Source organism: Candidatus Palauibacter sp., assembly GCF_965208055.1.
Classification (GTDB): Bacteria; Gemmatimonadota; Gemmatimonadetes; order Palauibacterales; family Palauibacteraceae; genus Palauibacter.
Genome location: NZ_CBDBNY010000004.1, coordinates 2,048,721 through 2,067,430 on the forward strand (window position 1 = coordinate 2,048,721; position 18,710 = coordinate 2,067,430).

An 18,710-nucleotide genomic window follows, 5' to 3' on the forward strand; every position below is an offset into this window, starting at 1 on the left:
AGTTTGGGGACATGCGTGAATCGAAACTGCTCGTCTACGGCGCCACGGGATACACCGGACGCCTCGTGGTCGCCGAAGCGATTCGGTCCGGGCTGAGGCTCGTTGCCGGCGGCCGGGATCCGGAGAAGCTCGCCGTGCTGGCGTCGGCGACCGCCGCGGCGCCCGGTCTGGAGACCCGGGCCTTCGGGCTGGACGATCCGGCGGGGCTGGCCGGCGCGCTGGAGGACATTTCGGTCGTCCTCCATTGCGCGGGACCGTTCTCGCACACGGCCCTCCCGATGTACGACGCCTGCCTGAAGACGGGCACGCACTATCTCGACATCACCGGCGAGATCGATGTGTTCGAGGGGCTGGCGGCGCGCGGGCCGGAGGCTGCCGAGGCGGGGATCATGGTCATGCCGGGCGTCGGCTTCGACGTCGTCCCGAGCGACTGCCTCATCGCGGACCTCGCAGCGCGGCACCCCGGCGGCCGCTACCTGAGGCTGGGTCTCGCGGCCCGCTCCGGCGCCTCCCGCGGCACGATGCGGACGATCGTCGAGGGGATCGGCCACTTCCGGATCCGACGCGACGGCGCGATCACGAGGGTGCGACCGGGCCAACTGCGCCACGCGTTCGACTTCGGGCCTCCCCCGCAGGCCGCCATCGTCGGCGTGCTGGGCGACGTGTCGACGGCCTTCCATTCCACCGGAATCCCGAATATCGAGACCTATCTCCAGGCGACCCGCACCTTCGTGCGCCTCACGAGGATCCTCCGCGGTTTCCGCCCGTTCCTGTCCGCCCGCATGGGACAGGCGTTGCTGAACCGCCTGATCGACCGCGGACCGGAGGGGCCGAGCGTGGCGGCGCGCCGGACGGCGCACGCGATTCTGGTCGCGGAGATCGAGGACGCGGAGGGGAAGCGCGTGGCGGCGCGGGTGCGGACGCCGGACCCGTATGGCTTCACCGCAACGGCGGCCGTCGCCATCGCCGGGCGCGCGCTCGCCGGAGACGTCGGGGCGGGCTACCAGACTCCGTCTTCCGCGTACGGCGCGGAGCTGTTGCGGGAGTTCGATGAGGTGACGTGGGAGAGGATCGACGATCAGGCGACGGCCCGGTAGTCCTCGATCTCCCGAAAACCCAGAGCCTGCAGCGCCTCCCGGATTTCGCGGCGCGCGCCGGGCGTCCCCACCGCGAGGAGCATGTACGGGCGGGCGGGCGCGCCGAACGCCGGGAGGTCCTCCGGGCGGAGGACGACGGCTCCGTGGATGTTCTGCCCGATCTTGCGGGGGTCCAGATCCACGAACGCCTCCACCGGGCGGGCGCGACCCCCTGAGCCGTCCTGTTCGAGCCAGCCGCGCGCGAAGGCCTTGCCGACCTTCCCGGCGCCCCAGATCACGAGCGGCCGTCCCGCCGGTATGCGACCGTTCGCGAGGTGCGCGATCTTCAGGCGCCGGAACGCGGCGGGGCTGTAGCGGTCCGACCGCTCCGACAGTCGGTGCGGACCCAGGCGCCACTCGTGCAGAACCCGCGGCACGTTCGTCATGCGGCAGCCCGCCGCGGACAGCCGCAGGATAAGGTCGTAGTCCTCCGGCCCCCCGGTCGGTCCCTCCGCGTCGCGATAGCCGCCGACCGCCTCGAAGGCGTCGCGCCGCACCATCAGCGTGGGGTGGGCGATCGGACATTCGACGAACAGATCCCGCTCGACCGCGGCGGGCTCGGTGAGCCCGTTGATCCAGCCCTCATAGCGGAGGTAGCCCGAGCCGGGCCGGGGCCGCGGGATGTAGCGCACGCCCGTACCGCACGCGGCGATGCCGGGGCGCCGGGTCAGGAGGCGGAGTTGCGCGGCGAGCCGGCCGGGGCGCGCGACGTCGTCGGCGTCCATGCGGGCGAGGAGCGGCGACCGCGCCGCCCGCGACAGCCGGCGCCGCGCCGCGACGATCCCCGACCCGTCGCGGTCGACGAGGCGGACGCGGGGGTCCCGTTCCGCCCACGCCCGGAGCAACGGCCCGGTGCCGTCTCTCGAACCGTCGTCGAGGGCGAGCACTTCGAAGCGCGACTCGGACTGTGCGGCCAGACTCTCCATGCAGGCGCGCAGGAACGGTTCGGCGTCCCGGCACGGGAGAAGGACGGAGACGCGTGGCGCGCCCGCTTCGGTCACGCCGATTCCGCGCGGGCGACGGCCGCGTCGAGCCCGAGCCGCTCCGCCCGGGCACGGAGGAAGGCTCCCGTGCGCGAGGCCTCGGACTCCGCAATGCTGGCCGGCGGGCCCGCCGCCACGATGCGACCTCCGTCCTCTGCGGGCCCGGGCCCCATGTCGATGACCCAGTCGGCTTCCGCGACGACGTCGAGGTTGTGCTCCACGACGACGACGGCATGCCCTTCTCCCACGAGTTCCCGCAGCACCGCGACGAGCGTGCCGACTTCCCCCACCCCGAGGCCCACGGTGGGCTCGTCGAGGATGTACAGCCGCCGGCCCGCACTTCGCCGGCGCGCGAGTTCCCGGGCGATCTTGAGCCGCTGCGCCTCCCCTCCGGAGAGCGTCGTGGCCGGCTGGCCGAGCCGAAGATACCCGAGACCCACCCGCTGCAGGTGCCACAGCCGGGCGCCGAGACGGTCGTGCCGGATGAAGAAGCGAATCGCCTCGTCCACGGTCATATTGAGCGCATCGCGGATCGAGCGGCCGCGGATCCCGATCTCCAGCACCTCCGGACGGTAGCGCGAGCCTCCGCACGCCTCGCAGGGCACGGAAACATCGGCCAGGAAAACCATCTCCACCGTCTCCTCGCCCGCGCCCTTGCAGTGCTCGCAGCGCCCGCCCGGGCGGTTGAAGGAGAAATATCCCGCCTCGTATCCGCGGGAGCGGGCTTCCGGGAGGGCGGCGTACGCGCTCCGCAGCGCCGTGAAGGCTCCGATGTACGTTGCGGGGTTCGAGCGCGGCGTACGGCCGATCGGCCGCTGGTCGACGAGCACGACGTCCTCGAAAAGTTCCGCGCCTTCGAGCCGCTCCCAGGAGCCGGCGGGCTCGCCCAGATGCGGTTTGGCGGAGGAGCGGTTCGTGATCTCCCGCTCGAGGGCGTGATAGAGCACGCCGCGGATGAGCGTCGATTTCCCGGAGCCGGAGACGCCGGTGACGAGCGTGAGCGCCCCCAGGGGAATCGCCACATCCACATCCCGAACGTTGTGCAGGCGGGCGCCGCGCAGGACGAGTTCTCCCCCCGCCGCCGCTCCCCCATCCCGGGGTGCGCCGCCCCACCGCCCGGCGGCAGCCGCCCGCCGCGCGAGGGCCTGTCCCGTCCCGGTGTCCGACGCGAGAAGGCGGTCCCAGCCACCCTCGAACACGATCTCGCCGCCCTGCTCTCCGGCTCCCGGCCCCAGTTCCACGATGCGATCGGCCCGTTCCAGCACCGCGGGCTCGTGCTCGACGACGACGACGGTGTTCCCGCGGTTCGCGAGCCGCTCGAGGACGCCGGTGAAGGCTTGGATGTCGTGCGGGTGGAGTCCGATCGTGGGTTCGTCGAGGACGTAGAGTGTGCCGACCAGCCGGCTCCCGAGACAGCTGGCGAGGCGGATCCTCTGCATCTCCCCCCCGGAGAGGGATCGGGCCTGGCGGTCCAGCGTGAGATACCCGAGTCCGACTTCCGCGAGAAACGAGGTCCGATGCTCGAGTTCGCGCAGGATCGTCGACGCGACCTGTCGCTGGAAGGGGGTGAGGTCGAGTCCGTCCGCGAGCCAGCCGGAGATTTCCGTTATCGTCCGCCGGGCGACTTCGGCGATGTGCCGCCCTCCCACGCGGACGTTCAGCGCCTCCGGTTTCAGGCGGTAACCCTCGCAGCCGGCGCACCGCTCGGGAAGCTGATACTGGCGCAGAAAGACGCGGATGTACGCTTTGTACCGCTTTTTTTCCTTCGAGCGGAGAAAGGGGATCACGCCCCGGAAGCGTTCCGCCGCGAACCTTCCTCCGTTCAGCAGCACGTGGCGGCCATCCTCCGGAAGCGCCTCCCAGGGGAGCGTCGTGTCGAGCCCGGAGGCGGCGGCGAACTGTCTCAGGAGCGAGCGTTCGCGCCGGTAGCGGGGCTTCGACCACGGATCGAGCGCCCCCTCGTCCAGCGAACGGCCCGGGTCGGGGACGATGAGTTCGGGGGAGTACTCCAGCACCGCGCCGAACCCCGTGCAGGTGTCGCACGCTCCGGCGGGGCTGTTGAAGCTGAACAACTGGGGGGTAGGCCGCGGAAAACCGGAGCCGCAGACTCCGCAGCGATAGGCCTCCTCGAAATCGCGGCGCTCGGGCGTCGAGGCGCCGCGCCGCCAGACGAGCGCGACGGCGGCGCCCCCTCCCTCGGCGAAGGCGGCCGCCAGCGAGTCCGCGATCCGTTCGCGATCCTCCGCGCGTGACGTGACCCGATCCACGACGACGAGCGCCTCCCGGGCTCGGGTCAACGCACGAACTTCTTCCAGTTTTCCCTCCAAGTCTCCCTCCAGGTCTCCCTCCAGGTCTTCCTCCAGGTCGATGTCCGGCAGGTAGAGTTTGCGACCGTCGGCGAGGACGCGGACGTACCCCCGTGCCCTGAGGTTTTCCACCACTCTCGCGCCGTTCCCGCGCGCTTCGCGGGGGACCGGAAAGGCGATGGCCAGCCGTGCGTCGGGACCCAGGTCGAGGAGCGCATCGGTGGCCGACGTCACGGTGTCCGGCACGACGGAGCGCCCGCACTCGGGACACACGGTCGTCCCCACGCGCGCCCACAGCAGTCTCAGGTAGTCGTAGACCTCGGTGATCGTGCCGACGGTGGAGCGGCTCGACTGCACCCGGTTGCTCTGGTCGATGGCGACGGAGGGACTCACGCCCTCGACGAGATCGACGGCGGGCTTCGGCATCCGCTCGAGGAACTGCTTGGCGTAGGTGGACAGCGACTCGATGTACCGCCGCTGCCCTTCGGCATAGATCGTGTCGAAGGCGAGGCTGGATTTCCCCGAGCCGGAAGGCCCCGTGAGGACGGTGAGGGCCCCACGCTCGATGTCGATGTCGATGCCCTTGAGGTTGTGCTGCCGGGCGCCTCGGACCCGGATCCGGTCGCTCATGGGAGCATGATGGCCGGCGGCGGCGGGGCGCGCCAACCTGATTGGAACGGAGCGGCCGAATCCGTACTATGCGGGCATGCAGACACCGGACGGTCCCCTCCAGGAGGAAGAAGCGCTCGGGAAGGCGTATGACGCCCGTCTCATGAAGCGTCTGCTCGGGTACCTGAGACCGTACCGGGGCAAGGTCGCGATCGCGGTGCTGATGCTCGTGGCGGCCTCCGGTCTCGCGCTCGTCGGCCCCTGGCTGACGATGGAAGTCATCGACCACGCGATCCCGGACGGCGATTTCCGCGCCCTCCGCAACCTGTCCGTCCTCTTCTTCGTTTCGCTCCTCCTCTCCGGACTGCTGGAATATGGGCGCACGATCCTGACCACGTGGATCGGGCAGAACGTGATGCTCGACCTGCGGCAGGAGATCTTCCGGCACCTGCAGCGCCTGCGGCTCGCGTACTTCGACCGGAATCCGGTCGGACGCCTGATGACGCGGCTCACGAGCGACGTCGAAGTCCTGAACGAGATGTTCACTTCCGGCGTCGTCACGATCTTCGGGGACGTGTTCACCGTCGCCTTCATCATGATCGCCATGCTCGTCATGGACTGGCGGCTCGCCCTCGTGACGTTCGCGGTTCTCCCCCTCGTGTTCGTGGCCGCCTGGCTCTTCCGGAAGAAGGTGCGAGAGGCGTACCGCGACATCCGGATCCGGCTCGCGCGCATCAACGCCTTCCTGCAGGAACGGATCACGGGGGTGCGCGTCGTGCAGCTGTTCCGGCAGGAGCGGGCGGCGACGAACTGGTTCGGCAGGATCAACGATGACCACCTCGAGGCCCACCTGCGCTCGATCACGTACTACGCGCTCTTCTTCCCCGTCGTCGAGGTGCTCGCGTCCGTCGCGCTTGCGCTCATCATCTGGTACGGAGGCAACCAGGCCCTGCAGGGGACGCTCACGATCGGGGTCATCGCGGCCTTCCTTCAGTACGCGAGACGGTTCTTCCGCCCCATCCAGGATCTGTCCGAGAAGTACAACATCCTGCAGGGCGCGATGGCGAGCTCGGAGCGGATCTTCGGGCTCCTGGACGAGGCGCCGGGCATCGAGGACCCGCCGGACCCGACGGACCTCCCGACGGATCTGAAGGGCCGCATCGAGTTCGAGGACGTCTGGTTCCGGTATCTGTCGCCGGAGGAGGACGCGGCGGGGGTCACGACGCCCGCCCTGGCCCACGCCGCGGCCTGGGAGGGGGCGGAGGGGCGGCTCGACGAGGACGCGCCGGACGACGGCTGGGTGCTGCGCGGCATCAGCTTCACCGCGGAGCCGGGGCAGCGGCTCGCGGTCGTCGGAGCGACCGGAGCGGGCAAGACAACGCTGTTCAGCCTCCTCATGCGCTTCTACGAGCCGCAACGCGGGCGCATCACGCTCGACGGGGTCGACATCCGGGAACTCCGGCTCGCCGACCTTCGCCAACAGATGGGCCTCGTGCTGCAGGATGTCTATCTCTTCTCGGGCTCCGCCGCGAACAACATCGCGCTCGACCGCGAGCAGGTAGGGCGGGACGAGATCCGCGAGGCGGCCCGGCAGGTCGGGGTCGACCGGCACCTCGCGCGGCTGCCGAAGAAATACGACGAGCCGCTGAGCGAGCGGGGCGGGAACCTGTCGGTCGGCGAGCGCCAGCTGGTGTCTTTCGCCCGCGCGCTCGCGGGGGATCCGCCCATCCTGCTCCTGGACGAGGCGACGAGTTCGGTGGACTCGGAGATCGAGGCGGAGATCCAGGCGGCGCTGGAGCGCCTGATGGAGGGGCGGACGAGCCTCGTCATCGCGCACCGGCTCTCCACGATCCGGGGGGCCGATCGCATCCTCGTGCTCCACCACGGACTTGTCAGCGAATCCGGCACGCACGACACGCTGCTGGAGAGCGGAGGGCTCTACGCGCAACTCCACCGCCTCCAGTTCCAGAAGCCGACGGCCGCCGCATGAACGCCGTGCTGGACTGGGCGGCGGCGCTGGATCCGCGCCTCGTGCTCCTCTCCCTCATCGGGGTCCTGAACCTCTGGGCGACCGGCGTCACCGCGCTTTCCCGGGCGCCGACGCGAGAAAAGATGCTCTGGGTCGCGGTGATCTTCCTCTGCCCCATCGTCGGCAGCGTGCTCTGGTTCGTGTTCGGCCCGAAGCTCTGGGCGGAGCGGCGCTAGCCCCGCACGCCGGCGTGACAACGAGCATGGTTCTTCCGCGGTCCGCCTGAGGAACGGCGCGAGATTTCAACACACTCGTGGGAGGAGTCACCGCCCGTGCATCGGCGTAGGCCAATTGAAAATTCAATTTTGAATCGGCCTAACACTTCACAGGGACTCCCGAATACCCGGGCACCTCACGTCGCTCCCTCGGGTGGTGCCGGACCGCGGGTCAGGACGGCCAGAGCGGACGCAGCAGATCCGCCGTGCGGGCGCCGGCGCCGGCGCCCGCCTCGACGAACGCGCGGGCGGCCCGGGCGTGGCGCCGACGGCGAGGCGGGTGGGCCAGCCCGGCCAAGGTGTCCGCGAGCGCGCCGGCCGGGGAGACGAGCGCGCCGCCGGCCGACGCGAGGGCGCGGGCGTCGGCCCGGTCGTGACGCGGGCCGAAGATGACGGGCAGCCCGGCCGCGGCGGGCTCGAGCACGTTGTGGAGCCCGGCGCCCCCGAGGCCGCCGCCGACATAGGCCACATCGCCCGCCGCGTACAACTCCGCGAGCCGGCCCACTTCGTCGAAGACGATGACGGAGGCGTCGCGCCCCGCGGCCGTATCGCCGATCTCGCTCCAGCGGATGACGCGTTCCCCGCGGGCCGTGCAAGACGCGACGAGGGCGTCGACGTGCGCGGCGATCGGCTCGTGGGGCGCGATCACGAACTGCCAGCCCGGGCCGCCACCCCGTCGCACGGCCGCCGCGGCATCGAGCAGCGCCCGCTCGTCAACGGGCCACGTAGAGCCGGCGACGAGCCGTGGCGCCGACCGGTCCGCTGCTCCGTCCCCCGCTCGATCCCCCGGTCCGAGCGCTGAGAGGAAAAACACGGCCGAGCCGTCGGCACGAGCGCGGTCGGCCCGCTCGAGCGCAAGGTCGAACGCCGCATCCCCCGTCACCGTCATCGCCTTCGGCCGGACGCCGAGCGCCTCGAGTCGCCGCGCGTCCTCCGGGCTCGCGGCGCCGACCGCGTCCAACCGCGCATACGAAGCGCGGAAGAGCCGGCGGGCGAGGGCGCCGGAGCGCCGGCTCCCGTCGCGGACCGTGCCGTTGATGAGCGCGACGGGCACTCCGGCCCGGTGCGCCGCGGCCACGAGTCCGGGCCACACGTCCAACTTCGCGAACACGAGCAGGGCGGGGCGGACGGCGGCGAGCGCCGCATCGCAGTCCCGCGCGCGGTCGAGGGGCGGCGGGCCCGAATGATCCGGATCCAGCCACGCGAGCGCGGCCCGGCCCGATGGCGAGCCGTACGTGACGACGAGCTGCGCCCGCGCACCGGCGCGCAATGCGGACGACGAACGACGCAGACCCCGGATGGCCGGCGCCGCGCCGAGCAGTTCGCCGGCGGAAGCGCCGTGGAGCCACACGAGCGGCCCGGGCGCCCGACCCCACCCCCACGCGCCCAACTCCGCGGTGGCGCCCCGCCGGGCCGCCACCGCCCGCGCGATGTCCGGCCGGGCGCGCCGAAGCAGCGGCGCCGCCGCGAGCGCGACGCCGGCGACCGCCTCCGTAAGGCGCGCCCCGGCGTTCACGACCGTACTCCGGAACTTTTCGCCCGCATCCCGTCTCCATATTCTCCGGCGTGCGCTATCTCGGGAACAAAACGAAGCTCGTCCCCTTCCTGCTGGAGACCGTGGACCGGTTCCAGGAGGTGCCCGGCGTCGCGTGCGACCCGTTCGCCGGCACCGCCAGCGTGTCGGCGGCACTCAAGGAGCAGGGCTGGCAGGTCCATGCGGGCGACCTGATGGCGTCGTCCTACGCCCTCCAGGTCGCGCGCGTCCAACTCGACGCGCCCCCGCGGTATCCCGCCTCGCTCCTCCCGGCGGCGGCCGGCAACGGAAAGCGGGAGATCGGCTACCGCGCCCTGCTCAAGGGGCTGGACAGGGAGGGACTGGACGAGGAGAGGCCGGACGGCGAGGGGCCGGGCCGCCGCGGGTTCATCTTCGAGCACTACACGAGTGACGGAGCCGCCGGCCGGGAGCACGGACGCATGTACTTCTCCCCCGAGAACGGACGGAAGATCGACCGGGTCCGGACGCGGATCGAACGCTGGACCCGCGGATCCGCCCACAGCGAAGCCGCGGCCCAACTCCTGATCGCAACACTCATCGAGGCCGCCGACCGGGTCGCGAACACCACGGGCGTGTACGCCTCGTTCGTGAAGACGATGCAGCCGAACGCCCTGCGCCCTCTCGAACTCCGCCCCATCGACCCGACCCGGCGCCGGAAGGGAGCCGGAGCCTGCAGCGCGTTTCGCGGACCCGCCGCCCGGCTCCTGGAATCCGTCGGTCCCGTCGATCTCGTCTATCTCGACCCTCCTTACAACGGCCGGCAATATCCCGCGTATTATCACATCCCGGAACTCCTCGCGCTCGGCTGGGCAACGCCGCCGGAGATTCGGGGGAAGACGGGACTCATACCCGATGAGGCGCAGCGCTCGGACTGGTGCCGGAAGCACCGGGCCCCGGACGCGCTCCGGGAGGTGCTGGAGGCCGCGGACGGACGCCACATCCTGTTCAGCTACAATGACGAGGGGCACCTGGACTGCGCGGCCATTGAGGAGATGCTGCGCGAACGGGGCCTGCCCGACAGCTACGCGTTCCACGACCGGCCCTACCGCCGCTACCGGAGCGACGCGGACGGCCCGCGGCGGAGCTACCTGCGCGACGACGTGCGAGAACACCTCCACTACGTGAGATGCGCGTGAGCGCCGTGAGCCCGGAGAGCGCCGTGCGCCCCGAGAGCTCGGCGAGCCCCGAGAGCCCGGGCCTCCCCGCCTCCCGCGCGCGCTCAGTGTTCCGGCTGCTCCCGCTGCTCCTGCTGTGCGCGGGTGCGTGCTCGCCGGCGTACGTCCTGCGCGCGGGCTGGGAGGAGGCCCGCATTCTTTCGGCGCGCCGCCCCATCCGGGCCGTGATCCACGACACGACCGTGGCCCGCGAGACCCGTGACAAGCTCCGACTCGTCCTCGACGCGAGGGACTTCGCGGAACGCGACCTGGGGCTGCGCGCGGGCGCGAGCTACGAGTCCTTCGCGCAGCTCAATCGCGACACGCTGGTCCTGAACGTGCTCGCGGCCCCGGAGTTCGCGCTGCGCTGGAAGACGTGGTGGTTCCCCATCGTCGGCCACCTCCCCTACAAGGGATACTTCGACTTCGACGACGCCCGCGCGGAGGCCGCCAGCCTGGCCGAGGACGGCTATGACGTCTCGGTCCGGCCGGTCTCCGCCTTCTCGACGCTGGGCTGGTTCCCCGACCCCATCATGTCCACGACGCTGCGGCTCGACAGCCTGGGGCTGGTGGAGACCGTGATCCACGAGATCACGCACAGCACGTACTTCCCCACCGGGCAGGCGGATTTCAACGAGAGCTTCGCGAACTTCGTCGGGCACCGCGGCGCCATCGAGTTCTTCTGCGAGGCCGTGGCGGACGAGAGTGCGTGCCAGCGGGCGCGGTGGAGGTGGGAGGACACGCGCGTATTCGGCGACTTCTTCCATTCCATTCTCGCGCCGCTGGAGGAGGTGTACGCCTCCACCCTGCCGGACGAGGCGAAACGTGCGGCCAAGCGCGAAGTGTTCGAAGACGCGGCCCGGCGCTTCGAGACGGAGTACATCCCGCGGCTCCACGCGCGGTACGGCGCGATCGACCCGGACGGTCTCGACAACGCGTGGGTCATCTCGCGCCTTCTCTACTACACGAGGCTGGATGACTTCGAGCGTGTCTACGAGTCGCACGGCGCGCTGGTCCCCTCCGTCGAGGCGCTGATGGCGGAGGCCGCGGCCGGCGACCCGTGGGAGGCCCTGACGCGCCTGGCGGGTCCCGCGGACACGGGCTCGGGCGGCATGAGCCCCGGCGCAACCGACAACTCCGAAACCACGGAAGGTTCGAAATGACGGAAACGTTCGCCTGCGTTCGCTGCGACCGCGGCGACCGGGGCAGGATCGACCGCGTCCCGTTCCCCAGCGCGTTGGGCGAGCGGATCGTGGCTGAGATCTGCGCCGCCTGCTGGGAGGAGTGGAAGGAGCGCCAGATGCTCCTCATCAACCACTACGGGCTCAAGCTCCACGAAGCGCGGGCGCGAGAGTTCCTCTACAAGAATCTCCGGATCCACCTCTTCGGCGAGGAGGGCGCCGCCGCCCGCATCGATACCGACGCGGAAGGGTCCGTCGAGTGGTAGCGCACCCGCGCCAGCCGCCGTCGCTAGGAAACCACGAGGTTGAGCATGCGGTCCGGGACGTGGATCACTTTCCGGATCGCGACCCCGTCGAGGCGCCGGATCACGTTCGCCTCGGCCATCGCCGCCTCGCGCACGACGTCTTCGGGGGCTCCGCGCGCGACCCGGATCGTCGCCCGCAGCCGGCCGTTCACCTGCACCGGGAGTTCGACCTCGTCGACCACGAGCTTGCTCTCGTGCCAGGCCGGCCACTCGGCGTGATCGAAGATGCTCGACTCACCGCCGAGCCGGGTCCACAACTCCTCGGCGATGTGGGGCGCGACCGGCGCGATCATGATCACGAGCGGCCGCACCTCGTCGACCGAGGCCGTGCGCCCGCCGGCGCGCAAGGTGTTCAGGTAGTCCATCGCGGCGGCGACCGCCGTGTTGTAGCTCAGCGCCTCGAGGTCCTCCGAGATCTGTTTGATCGCGGCGTGCAGCGCCCGCTCGACGCCGGGATCATCGAATCCCGTGCGCCCCGCCTCGGCCGCGGCCGTCACGCTGCCCCACACCTTCTTCAGGAAGCGCTGGGGCCCGGCCAGACCGCTGTCGCGGAAATCCCCGCCCCGCTGGAAGGGGCCGAGGAACATCAGGTACATGCGGAACGTGTCCGCGCCGAACCGCGCGATGTATTCGTCCGGCAGGATCACGTTGCCGCGCGACTTCGAGATCTTGGCGCCGTCCCTGATGAGCAGGCCGTGCTTGCGGAAGCGATGGTACGGTTCCTCGAACTCGAGGTGCCCGAGATCGTGCAGCACCATCGTGAGGAAGCGGGAGTAGAGGAGGTGGAGGACGGAGTGTTCCTCGCCGCCGATGTAGCTGCTGACGGGTAGCCACTTCCGCATCCGCGCGGGGTCGAACGGCCGGTCGTCGAACTCGGTCGAGGGGTAGCGCAGGAAGTACCAGCCCGAGTCGAGGAAGGTGTCGGATACATCGGTCTCGCGCCGGGCATTGGCGCCGCACGCCGGACACGCCGCGGCGTGGAAGGCCGGGTCGCGCGCGAGCGGACTCACGCCCGTCGCCGTGGGGCGGAAGTCCTCCACGTACGGGAGGACGACGGGGAGGTCCTCCTCCGGCACCGCCCGCGGGCCGCAGTCGTCGCAATAGATGATGGGGATCGGCGGCCCCCAGTACCGCTGCCGGGAGATGCACCAGTCGTGCAGCCGGTAGTTGACCTCGGCCGCCGCGAGCCCGCGCTCCGCCAGCCACTCGGTGATCGCGCGCCCGCCCGCGTCGGCCTCCATCCCGCTGAAACGTCCGGAGTTCACGAGAATCTCATCGGCGGTGTGCTCGACGAAGGCGGTCTCCCCCTCGCCTCCGCCGACATCCGCGGGATCCGCACCCTCCGGGAGCGCCGCGCGGGAGCAGACGACCTGGACGATGGGCAACCCGAACTGTCGCGCGAAATCGAAGTCCCGCTGATCGTGTCCGGGCACGGCCATGATCGCGCCGGTGCCGTAGTCCATGAGGACGTAGTCGGCGACCCACACGGGAATGTCCTCCCCGGTGGCCGGGTTCCGCGCGTACCCGCCCGTGAAGACGCCGGTCTTCTCGCGATCGTCGGTCTTCTGGCGCTCCACCAGGTCCACGGTTGCGGCCGCGCGCACGTAGGCTTCCACGTCGGCGCGCCGTTCGTCCGCCGTGAGCCGCTCGACCAGGGGATGCTCCGGCGCGAGCACCATGAAGGTCGCGCCGAACAGCGTGTCGGGACGCGTCGTGAACACCTCGATGCGATCCCCCTCGCCTTCCGCCCCATCCCCGGCGCCGGAGAGCGGAAAGTGCAGCCGCGCGCCCTCGGAGCGGCCGATCCAGTTGCGCTGGGCCGTTTTCGTCGTCTCGGACCAGTCGATCCAGTCCAGGTTGTCGAGCAGCCGCTGCGCGTAGTCCGTGATCCGGAAGAACCACTGGCTCAGCATCCGCTGCTCGACCGCGGTGTCGCACCGTTCGCACAGGCCGGCGATCACCTGCTCGTTCGCGAGGACCGTCTGATCCTTCGGACACCAGTTGACCGCCGCTTCCTTCTTCTCGGCCAGACCCGCCTTGAAGAGCTGGATGAAGATCCACTGCGTCCACTTGTAGTAGCGGGGATCCGTCGTATCGACGGTGCGGGACCAGTCCGTCATGAGGCCCGCCCCCCTCAGCATCCGCTCGAAGTTCCGGATGTTCGAGGGGATCAGCTCCATCGGGTGCGTGTCGACCTTGAGCGCGTGGTTCTCCGAGTGGATGCCGAACGCGTCGTATCCGATGGGCTCGAAGACGTCATCTCCCTGCAGACGCCGGAAACGCCCGTAGATGTCGGCCCCCGTGAAGGCGTACAGGTTCCCGACGTGGAGCCCCTCGGCCGACGGATAGGGGTACATCATGAGGTTGAAGAACGGACGCGCCGCGGCGTCGAGATCGGGCTCGTTCGTCCCGTTCTCCTCCCACCAGGTCTGCCACCGCGACTCGATGGCGCTTGGATCGTACATGGGTCGCGGGTCCGCTCCGTCTACGGGATCACGCCGGGGAGATGCACGAGACGGCGGCACCCTGCGGAGGCCGCCGTCCGGCCGCACAAGATGGGGCCGGAACGGTGGCCGAACAACTTGCGGCTAGTCTTCCCGGCCGGGACCGGGGACCCTGTGGTCCAGGCTGAACGTTCCGCTGCCCGTCGTCCACAGGAAGAGGAAGATCGCGCAGTACAGCACGGCGAGTTCTCCGCCGTTCACGATCGGCCAGAACTCCATCCCGCGGGCGAAGAAGTGGCGCCACCAGTAGACCACGGCGAAATGCCCCGTGAGGATGAAGGCGACCCAGCGCGTCCGGATCCCGAGGATGATGAGGATCGGCAGGAAGAACTCGATGAGGCCGGCGATGCCCGCGGGCCAGGAAAACCAGTTGCCGACGGCTTCCCTTCCGAACATGCCGAGGAGCTTCTGTGCTCCGTGCTGCCACAGCATGAGGCCGGCGGTGACCCGGAGCAGGGCGTGGGTGGTTTCCTTCGAGACGGGTGCATTCATGGCGCCTCCCATAAGGTGGGCTCCGGCGTCCGGCCCCGCTTGCAGGCCCGGAAGTGCCGCCGTAGCCTTGCGACCCATGATGCCGGTTGATTCTCCGCGCGCACAAGACGGGACGTTCGAGGGCGAGATCCCCGTTCGCATCCCGCTGGCCCTCCTGCTGACCCTCAAGGACCTCGACACGCCCGAAGATCCGCGGGAACTCGAGGAGGTGGACCTCTCCCTGAACCTGCGGCGGCGGCTGGGGCTTTCGAGCGTCGTGCTCAAGCAGATTCGCCGCTACGAGGACTACGACGGGGATGTGGGTGCCGCCGAAGTGGCGAGCCTGTTCGAGCTCATCGCCAAGCGGATCGATGCTCCGGAGATCTTCGCCTCCACGGGATGCCGGGTCACGCATGAGGCAATCGGCCGCAACGCGCGGGTGACCCTTCGCCTCGGGTGGCGGTTGATCCCCCTCGGTCTCCGCCGGATCCTCGCCTGGCGGCGAGTGAAGAAAATCGGCCGCCGCCTCAGCCCCTCATCGGAGGTCCGGATTGCGAAGGGGATAAACGGGCTCGTGATCGAACGCGGCCTCCCGGCGCTGTCCACAGCCGGCAAGGGCGGCGGCGGCTGCGAAATCGTGTCCGGGATCATCGACGAGTCGTTCCGGACGTATCGGGCCGGGGAGGGCGACGTCTCGCACCCACAGTGCGAAGCTTCCGGCGACGATCACTGCCTGTGGGTCTTCGAGGCGAACCCGGGCGCGACCCCGAGCGCGACCCCGAGCGCGGACCCAAGCACGACGCCGGACTGACTCCCGGGGGCGGATCGCGGCGCCGGCGTCGGATCAACCCTCTCCGTTCCGTCCGTTCACATGCGGTTCGACGTGCACGGTCACGTCGGTGAATCCGATCTGGGCGGCGACCCGCCGCTCCACTTCATCGGCGATTTCGTGACCGCTGACCACCGTTTCGCCGGGTGCGACCTGGACCGTGAGTTCCGCGAAGCGCCCGACCGACTGCCCGCGCGAACGCACCCGCGTCACGGCACGCACGCCGGGCACCCGGCTCGCCACGCCTTCGATCTCCCGCGGATCGACGGCCCGCTCGTCGACGAGGACCGGGACGGTCTCGCGGAAGATCTTGTAGCCGGAACGGGCCACGACGAGCGCCACGACGAGGGCGAGCCATGCATCGGCCGCGGCCCAGCCCGTCCAGTCGGTGATCGCCAGCCCGACCAGGACTCCGGCCGTCACCAGGACGTCGGACGCCGTGTGCCGCGCGTCCGCCGCGAGGATCTCGCTCGACAACCTCCGGCTCGCCCGCGCTTCGCCCAGCGCAACGGCCGTGTTCACGACGATGACGGCGGTGAGCACGACCAGCATCTCGGGCTGGATGTCGGGGGGAGCGCCGCCCCGAACGAGGCGGTCGAGCGCGCTCTGTACGAGTTCGAAGCAGGTGACCGAGAGGAAGGCGGCGATGGCCAGCGCCGCGAGCGTCTCGAATTTGCCGTGTCCGTAGGGATGTTCGGCGTCCGGCGGGGCGGCCGCGAGGCGCATCGCGGCAAGGCCCACGACGTTGTTGATCGCATCGACGCCGGAATGGGCCGCGTCGCCCAGCACGGCGATCGACCCCGAGCGCAGCCCCACGATCAGCTTCGCCGCGATCACCGCCACGTTCGCGAGCAGCACCCACAGGAGGATGCGGCGCACTTGTCCGTGGCGCTCCGCGGGCGAATTCACCGCCTCGGACTCATCGCTTGAAGCGACGCCCCCGGCTGAAGTCCGGTTTCGAGGAGTACGGCTCGGACCCTTCCGCCTCGCCGTCTCCCTCGTCGTCTCCCTTTGCGACTTCCTCATCCCGCAGCACCGCGTCGAAGCGGCTCGAACGGGCGCGCTGCCGCCCCCCCAGCAACCAGCGCCAGGGCGAATCGCGCGGCGCCCTGCCCGTCGGCGCATGCTTGTCGTAGAGCCCCGGAGAGCCGAGCCCCACCCAGATGCCGAAGGCGAGGGCGAGGACCGCGCCCACGGAGCCGGCGATGATCAGGATCCGGGCCAGCGTGTCTTCGGTCATGAAACTCCGCGCTTGGTCGCACCGGTGCGTGGGGTTCTTGCCTGCGCCGCGGGGCGTCGTCTACTGTCACGCCGAGCAGCCCCCGGCCGGCTCGCTGGTGTCGACACTAGATGGCGCCCCCGGCGGCCCCGTGACAAGCGCGCCGGCCTGGTTCCCCCTCCGATTCGAGCGATTCCATGACCGAACAGCACCGGGAAATCGATGTCCTGCTGGACGAACAGAGGACTTTCGAGCCGTCGGCGGACTTCGTCGCGGCGGCCCACGTGGGCGATCGCAGCCCGTACGACGAAGCCGACCGGGACCGTGAGACGTACTGGGAGACGTGGGCACGCGAACTCGACTGGTTCACGCCCTGGAACCGCGTCCTGGAGTGGGATCCGCCGTTCTCGAAGTGGTTCGTGGGTGGCACGCTCAACGCCGCGTACAACTGCCTCGACCGCCACCTCGAGACGCGCGGTTCGAAGGCGGCGCTCATCTGGGAGGGCGAGCCGGGCGATGTGCGGCGCTACACCTACCGCGAGTTGCACGGGGAGGTGGGCCGCTTCGCGAACGCGCTCCAGGGGCTCGGCATCGGGAAGGGAGACCGGGTCGCGATCTATCTCCCCATGGTCCCGGAAGCCGCCATCGCCATGCTCGCCTGTGCGCGCATCGGCGCCCCGCATTCCGTCGTCTTCGGAGGCTTCTCGCCGCAGTCCCTGCGCGACCGGATCGAGGACGCCCATGCCACGTGCGTGATCACGGCGGACGGAGGATATCGCCGCGGCGGGATCATTCCTCTCAAGGCGAGCACGGACACCGCAATCGAGGGTCTCGACTACGTGAAGAGCGTCGTCGTCGTCCAGCGCTCCGCCGTGACCGACCCCGAGGCCGCGCCGCACGGAGACCGGGTGGACACGCCGTGGTGCGAGATGGCCGAAGGCCGGGACCACTGGTACCACGAACTGATCGCCGCGGCGGACGCCGAGTGCCCCGCCGAGCCGATGGACTCGGAGGACCTGCTCTACATCCTCTACACCTCCGGGACGACGGGGAAGCCGAAGGGCGTGATGCACACGACCGGCGGCTACATGACGCACGTGACCGCGACCGCGAAATGGGTGTTCGACCTCGGGGAGGACGACATCTACTGGTGCACGGCGGATGTCGGCTGGGTGACCGGCCACTCCTACATCGTGTACGGCCCGCTCTCGAACGGGGCGACGGTGGTGATGTACGAGGGATCGCCCGACTGGCCCGACCGGGGCCGCTTCTGGGACCTGTGCGAGAGCTACGCGGTGACCGTGTTCTACACGGCGCCGACGGCGATCCGCGCCTTCATGAGGTGGGGGGACGACTGGCCGGCGGGCTACGACCTTTCCAAGCTCCGGCTGCTCGGAACGGTGGGCGAACCCATCAACCCCGAGGCGTGGGTCTGGTACGACCGCCACATCGGGGGCGGCCGCTGTCCGATCGTCGACACGTGGTGGCAGACGGAGACGGGCGGAATCATGATCACGCCGCTCCCGGGGGCGATCGTCACGAAACCGGGGACGGCGACGGTCCCCTTCCCCGGTATCGAGGCGGCGATCCTCGACGAGGAGGGGAATCCGGCGGAGTCCGGCTACCTGGCGATCACGTCGCCGTGGCCGGGGATGCTGCGCGGGGTGTGGGGAGACGAGGAACGCTACCGCGAGACCTACTGGTCGAAGTGGCCCGACATCTACTTCCCCGGCGACGGGGCGCGGGTGGACGAGGACGGCTACTACTGGATCATGGGCCGCGTCGATGACGTGTTGAACGTGGCCGGGCACCGGATCGGGACGATGGAGGTGGAGTCCGCGCTGGTCGACCACGAGACGGTGGCGGAAGCGGCGGTGGTCGGGCGTTCGGACGAGATCAAGGGACAGGCGGTGGCCGCGTTCGTGAGCGTGGTGGAGGGGACGGAGACCTCCGAGGCGCTGCGCCAGGAACTGCGGGGGCACGTCGCCGCGCAGATCGGGGCCATCGCGCGGCCGGCCGACCTCATCTTCGCGGCCGAACTGCCGAAGACCCGCAGCGGTAAGATCATGCGGCGCCTCCTGCGCGATGTGGCGGAGGGACGGGCGCTGGGCGACACGACGACGCTCGCCGATCCCGCCGTGGTGAGAAACCTGCAGCAACAGTTCGCCGACAGCGAAGGCTAACAACCAGAGCCGGGAGAACCCGCCACGCCAT

15 protein-coding genes are annotated in these 18,710 nt (G+C 70.3%); 8 read left to right on the top strand and 7 right to left on the bottom strand.

Annotated features, from left to right (window positions below; all coding sequences use genetic code 11):
• Positions 1 to 11: 11 nt before the first annotated feature.
• Positions 12 to 1,097, top strand: a complete 1,086-nt coding sequence (locus ACOGXI_RS09055; RefSeq protein WP_419938535.1) for a saccharopine dehydrogenase family protein — start codon at positions 12 to 14, stop codon at positions 1,095 to 1,097.
• Here the strand turns inward: ACOGXI_RS09055 and ACOGXI_RS09060 are convergent.
• Both ACOGXI_RS09060 and uvrA read right to left on the bottom strand, forming a co-directional pair.
• The gene (locus ACOGXI_RS09060; RefSeq protein WP_419938536.1) at positions 1,079 to 2,137 is read right to left on the bottom strand and encodes a glycosyltransferase; all 1,059 of its coding nucleotides are present in this window, start codon (positions 2,135 to 2,137) and stop codon (positions 1,079 to 1,081) included. The genes ACOGXI_RS09055 and ACOGXI_RS09060 overlap by 19 nt on opposite strands.
• On the bottom strand, positions 2,134 to 5,055 hold the full coding sequence (uvrA, locus tag ACOGXI_RS09065; RefSeq protein ID WP_419938537.1) for an excinuclease ABC subunit UvrA: 2,922 nt from the start codon (positions 5,053 to 5,055) through the stop codon (positions 2,134 to 2,136). The genes ACOGXI_RS09060 and uvrA overlap by 4 nt, the downstream gene beginning before the upstream one ends.
• Positions 5,056 to 5,131: 76 nt before the next feature.
• Here uvrA and ACOGXI_RS09070 point away from each other — a divergent pair, with 76 nt between their 5' ends.
• Positions 5,132 to 7,024: an ABC transporter ATP-binding protein gene (locus tag ACOGXI_RS09070; protein ID WP_419938538.1), complete on the top strand. Its 1,893-nt coding sequence runs from the start codon at positions 5,132 to 5,134 to the stop codon at positions 7,022 to 7,024.
• Positions 7,021 to 7,239, top strand: a complete 219-nt coding sequence (locus ACOGXI_RS09075) for a PLD nuclease N-terminal domain-containing protein (RefSeq protein WP_419938539.1) — start codon at positions 7,021 to 7,023, stop codon at positions 7,237 to 7,239. Before ACOGXI_RS09070 ends, ACOGXI_RS09075 begins: the two co-directional genes overlap by 4 nt.
• 211 nt (positions 7,240 to 7,450) lie before the next feature.
• Here the strand turns inward: ACOGXI_RS09075 and ACOGXI_RS09080 are convergent, their stop codons facing one another.
• Positions 7,451 to 8,794, bottom strand: coding sequence for a 3-deoxy-D-manno-octulosonic acid transferase (locus ACOGXI_RS09080; protein ID WP_419938540.1), 1,344 nt, complete (start codon positions 8,792 to 8,794; stop codon positions 7,451 to 7,453).
• A 50-nt stretch (positions 8,795 to 8,844) separates the two neighbouring features.
• Between ACOGXI_RS09080 and ACOGXI_RS09085 the strand changes: the two genes are divergently transcribed.
• The 3 genes from ACOGXI_RS09085 to ACOGXI_RS09095 are packed head-to-tail and all read left to right on the top strand — an operon-like array spanning position 8,845 to position 11,434.
• A complete protein-coding gene (locus ACOGXI_RS09085; RefSeq protein WP_419938541.1) occupies positions 8,845 to 9,969 on the top strand; it encodes a DNA adenine methylase in 1,125 nt (374 codons plus the stop codon).
• Complete coding sequence (locus tag ACOGXI_RS09090) at positions 9,966 to 11,150, top strand: aminopeptidase (protein WP_419938542.1); 1,185 nt, start codon at positions 9,966 to 9,968, stop codon at positions 11,148 to 11,150. Before ACOGXI_RS09085 ends, ACOGXI_RS09090 begins: the two co-directional genes overlap by 4 nt.
• The gene (locus ACOGXI_RS09095) at positions 11,147 to 11,434 is read left to right on the top strand and encodes a Fe(2+)-trafficking protein (RefSeq protein WP_419938543.1); all 288 of its coding nucleotides are present in this window, start codon (positions 11,147 to 11,149) and stop codon (positions 11,432 to 11,434) included. The genes ACOGXI_RS09090 and ACOGXI_RS09095 overlap by 4 nt, the downstream gene beginning before the upstream one ends.
• A gap of 23 nt (positions 11,435 to 11,457) precedes the next feature.
• On the opposite strand, the gene leuS is transcribed toward ACOGXI_RS09095, so the two are convergent.
• Both leuS and ACOGXI_RS09105 read right to left on the bottom strand, forming a co-directional pair.
• Positions 11,458 to 13,938 carry a leucine--tRNA ligase gene (gene leuS, locus ACOGXI_RS09100; RefSeq protein WP_419938544.1) on the bottom strand — a complete coding sequence of 827 codons (2,481 nt, stop codon included), beginning with the start codon at positions 13,936 to 13,938 and terminating at the stop codon, positions 11,458 to 11,460.
• A 123-nt stretch (positions 13,939 to 14,061) separates the two neighbouring features.
• A complete protein-coding gene (locus ACOGXI_RS09105) occupies positions 14,062 to 14,469 on the bottom strand; it encodes a DoxX family protein (RefSeq protein ID WP_419938545.1) in 408 nt (135 codons plus the stop codon).
• A 76-nt stretch (positions 14,470 to 14,545) separates the two neighbouring features.
• Between ACOGXI_RS09105 and ACOGXI_RS09110 the strand changes: the two genes are divergently transcribed.
• Positions 14,546 to 15,259: a hypothetical protein gene (locus ACOGXI_RS09110; protein WP_419938546.1), complete on the top strand. Its 714-nt coding sequence runs from the start codon at positions 14,546 to 14,548 to the stop codon at positions 15,257 to 15,259.
• Positions 15,260 to 15,292: 33 nt separating this feature from the next.
• Here ACOGXI_RS09110 and ACOGXI_RS09115 read toward each other — a convergent pair whose 3' ends face one another.
• Positions 15,293 to 16,186, bottom strand: a complete 894-nt coding sequence (locus tag ACOGXI_RS09115; RefSeq protein ID WP_419938547.1) for a cation diffusion facilitator family transporter — start codon at positions 16,184 to 16,186, stop codon at positions 15,293 to 15,295.
• Positions 16,187 to 16,196: 10 nt separating this feature from the next.
• Positions 16,197 to 16,517, bottom strand: coding sequence for a hypothetical protein (locus ACOGXI_RS09120; RefSeq protein ID WP_419938548.1), 321 nt, complete (start codon positions 16,515 to 16,517; stop codon positions 16,197 to 16,199).
• Between the two features lie 176 nt (positions 16,518 to 16,693).
• Here ACOGXI_RS09120 and acs point away from each other — a divergent pair, with 176 nt between their 5' ends.
• Positions 16,694 to 18,679 carry an acetate--CoA ligase gene (gene acs / locus ACOGXI_RS09125; protein ID WP_419938549.1) on the top strand — a complete coding sequence of 662 codons (1,986 nt, stop codon included), beginning with the start codon at positions 16,694 to 16,696 and terminating at the stop codon, positions 18,677 to 18,679.
• Positions 18,680 to 18,710 lie beyond the last annotated feature (31 nt).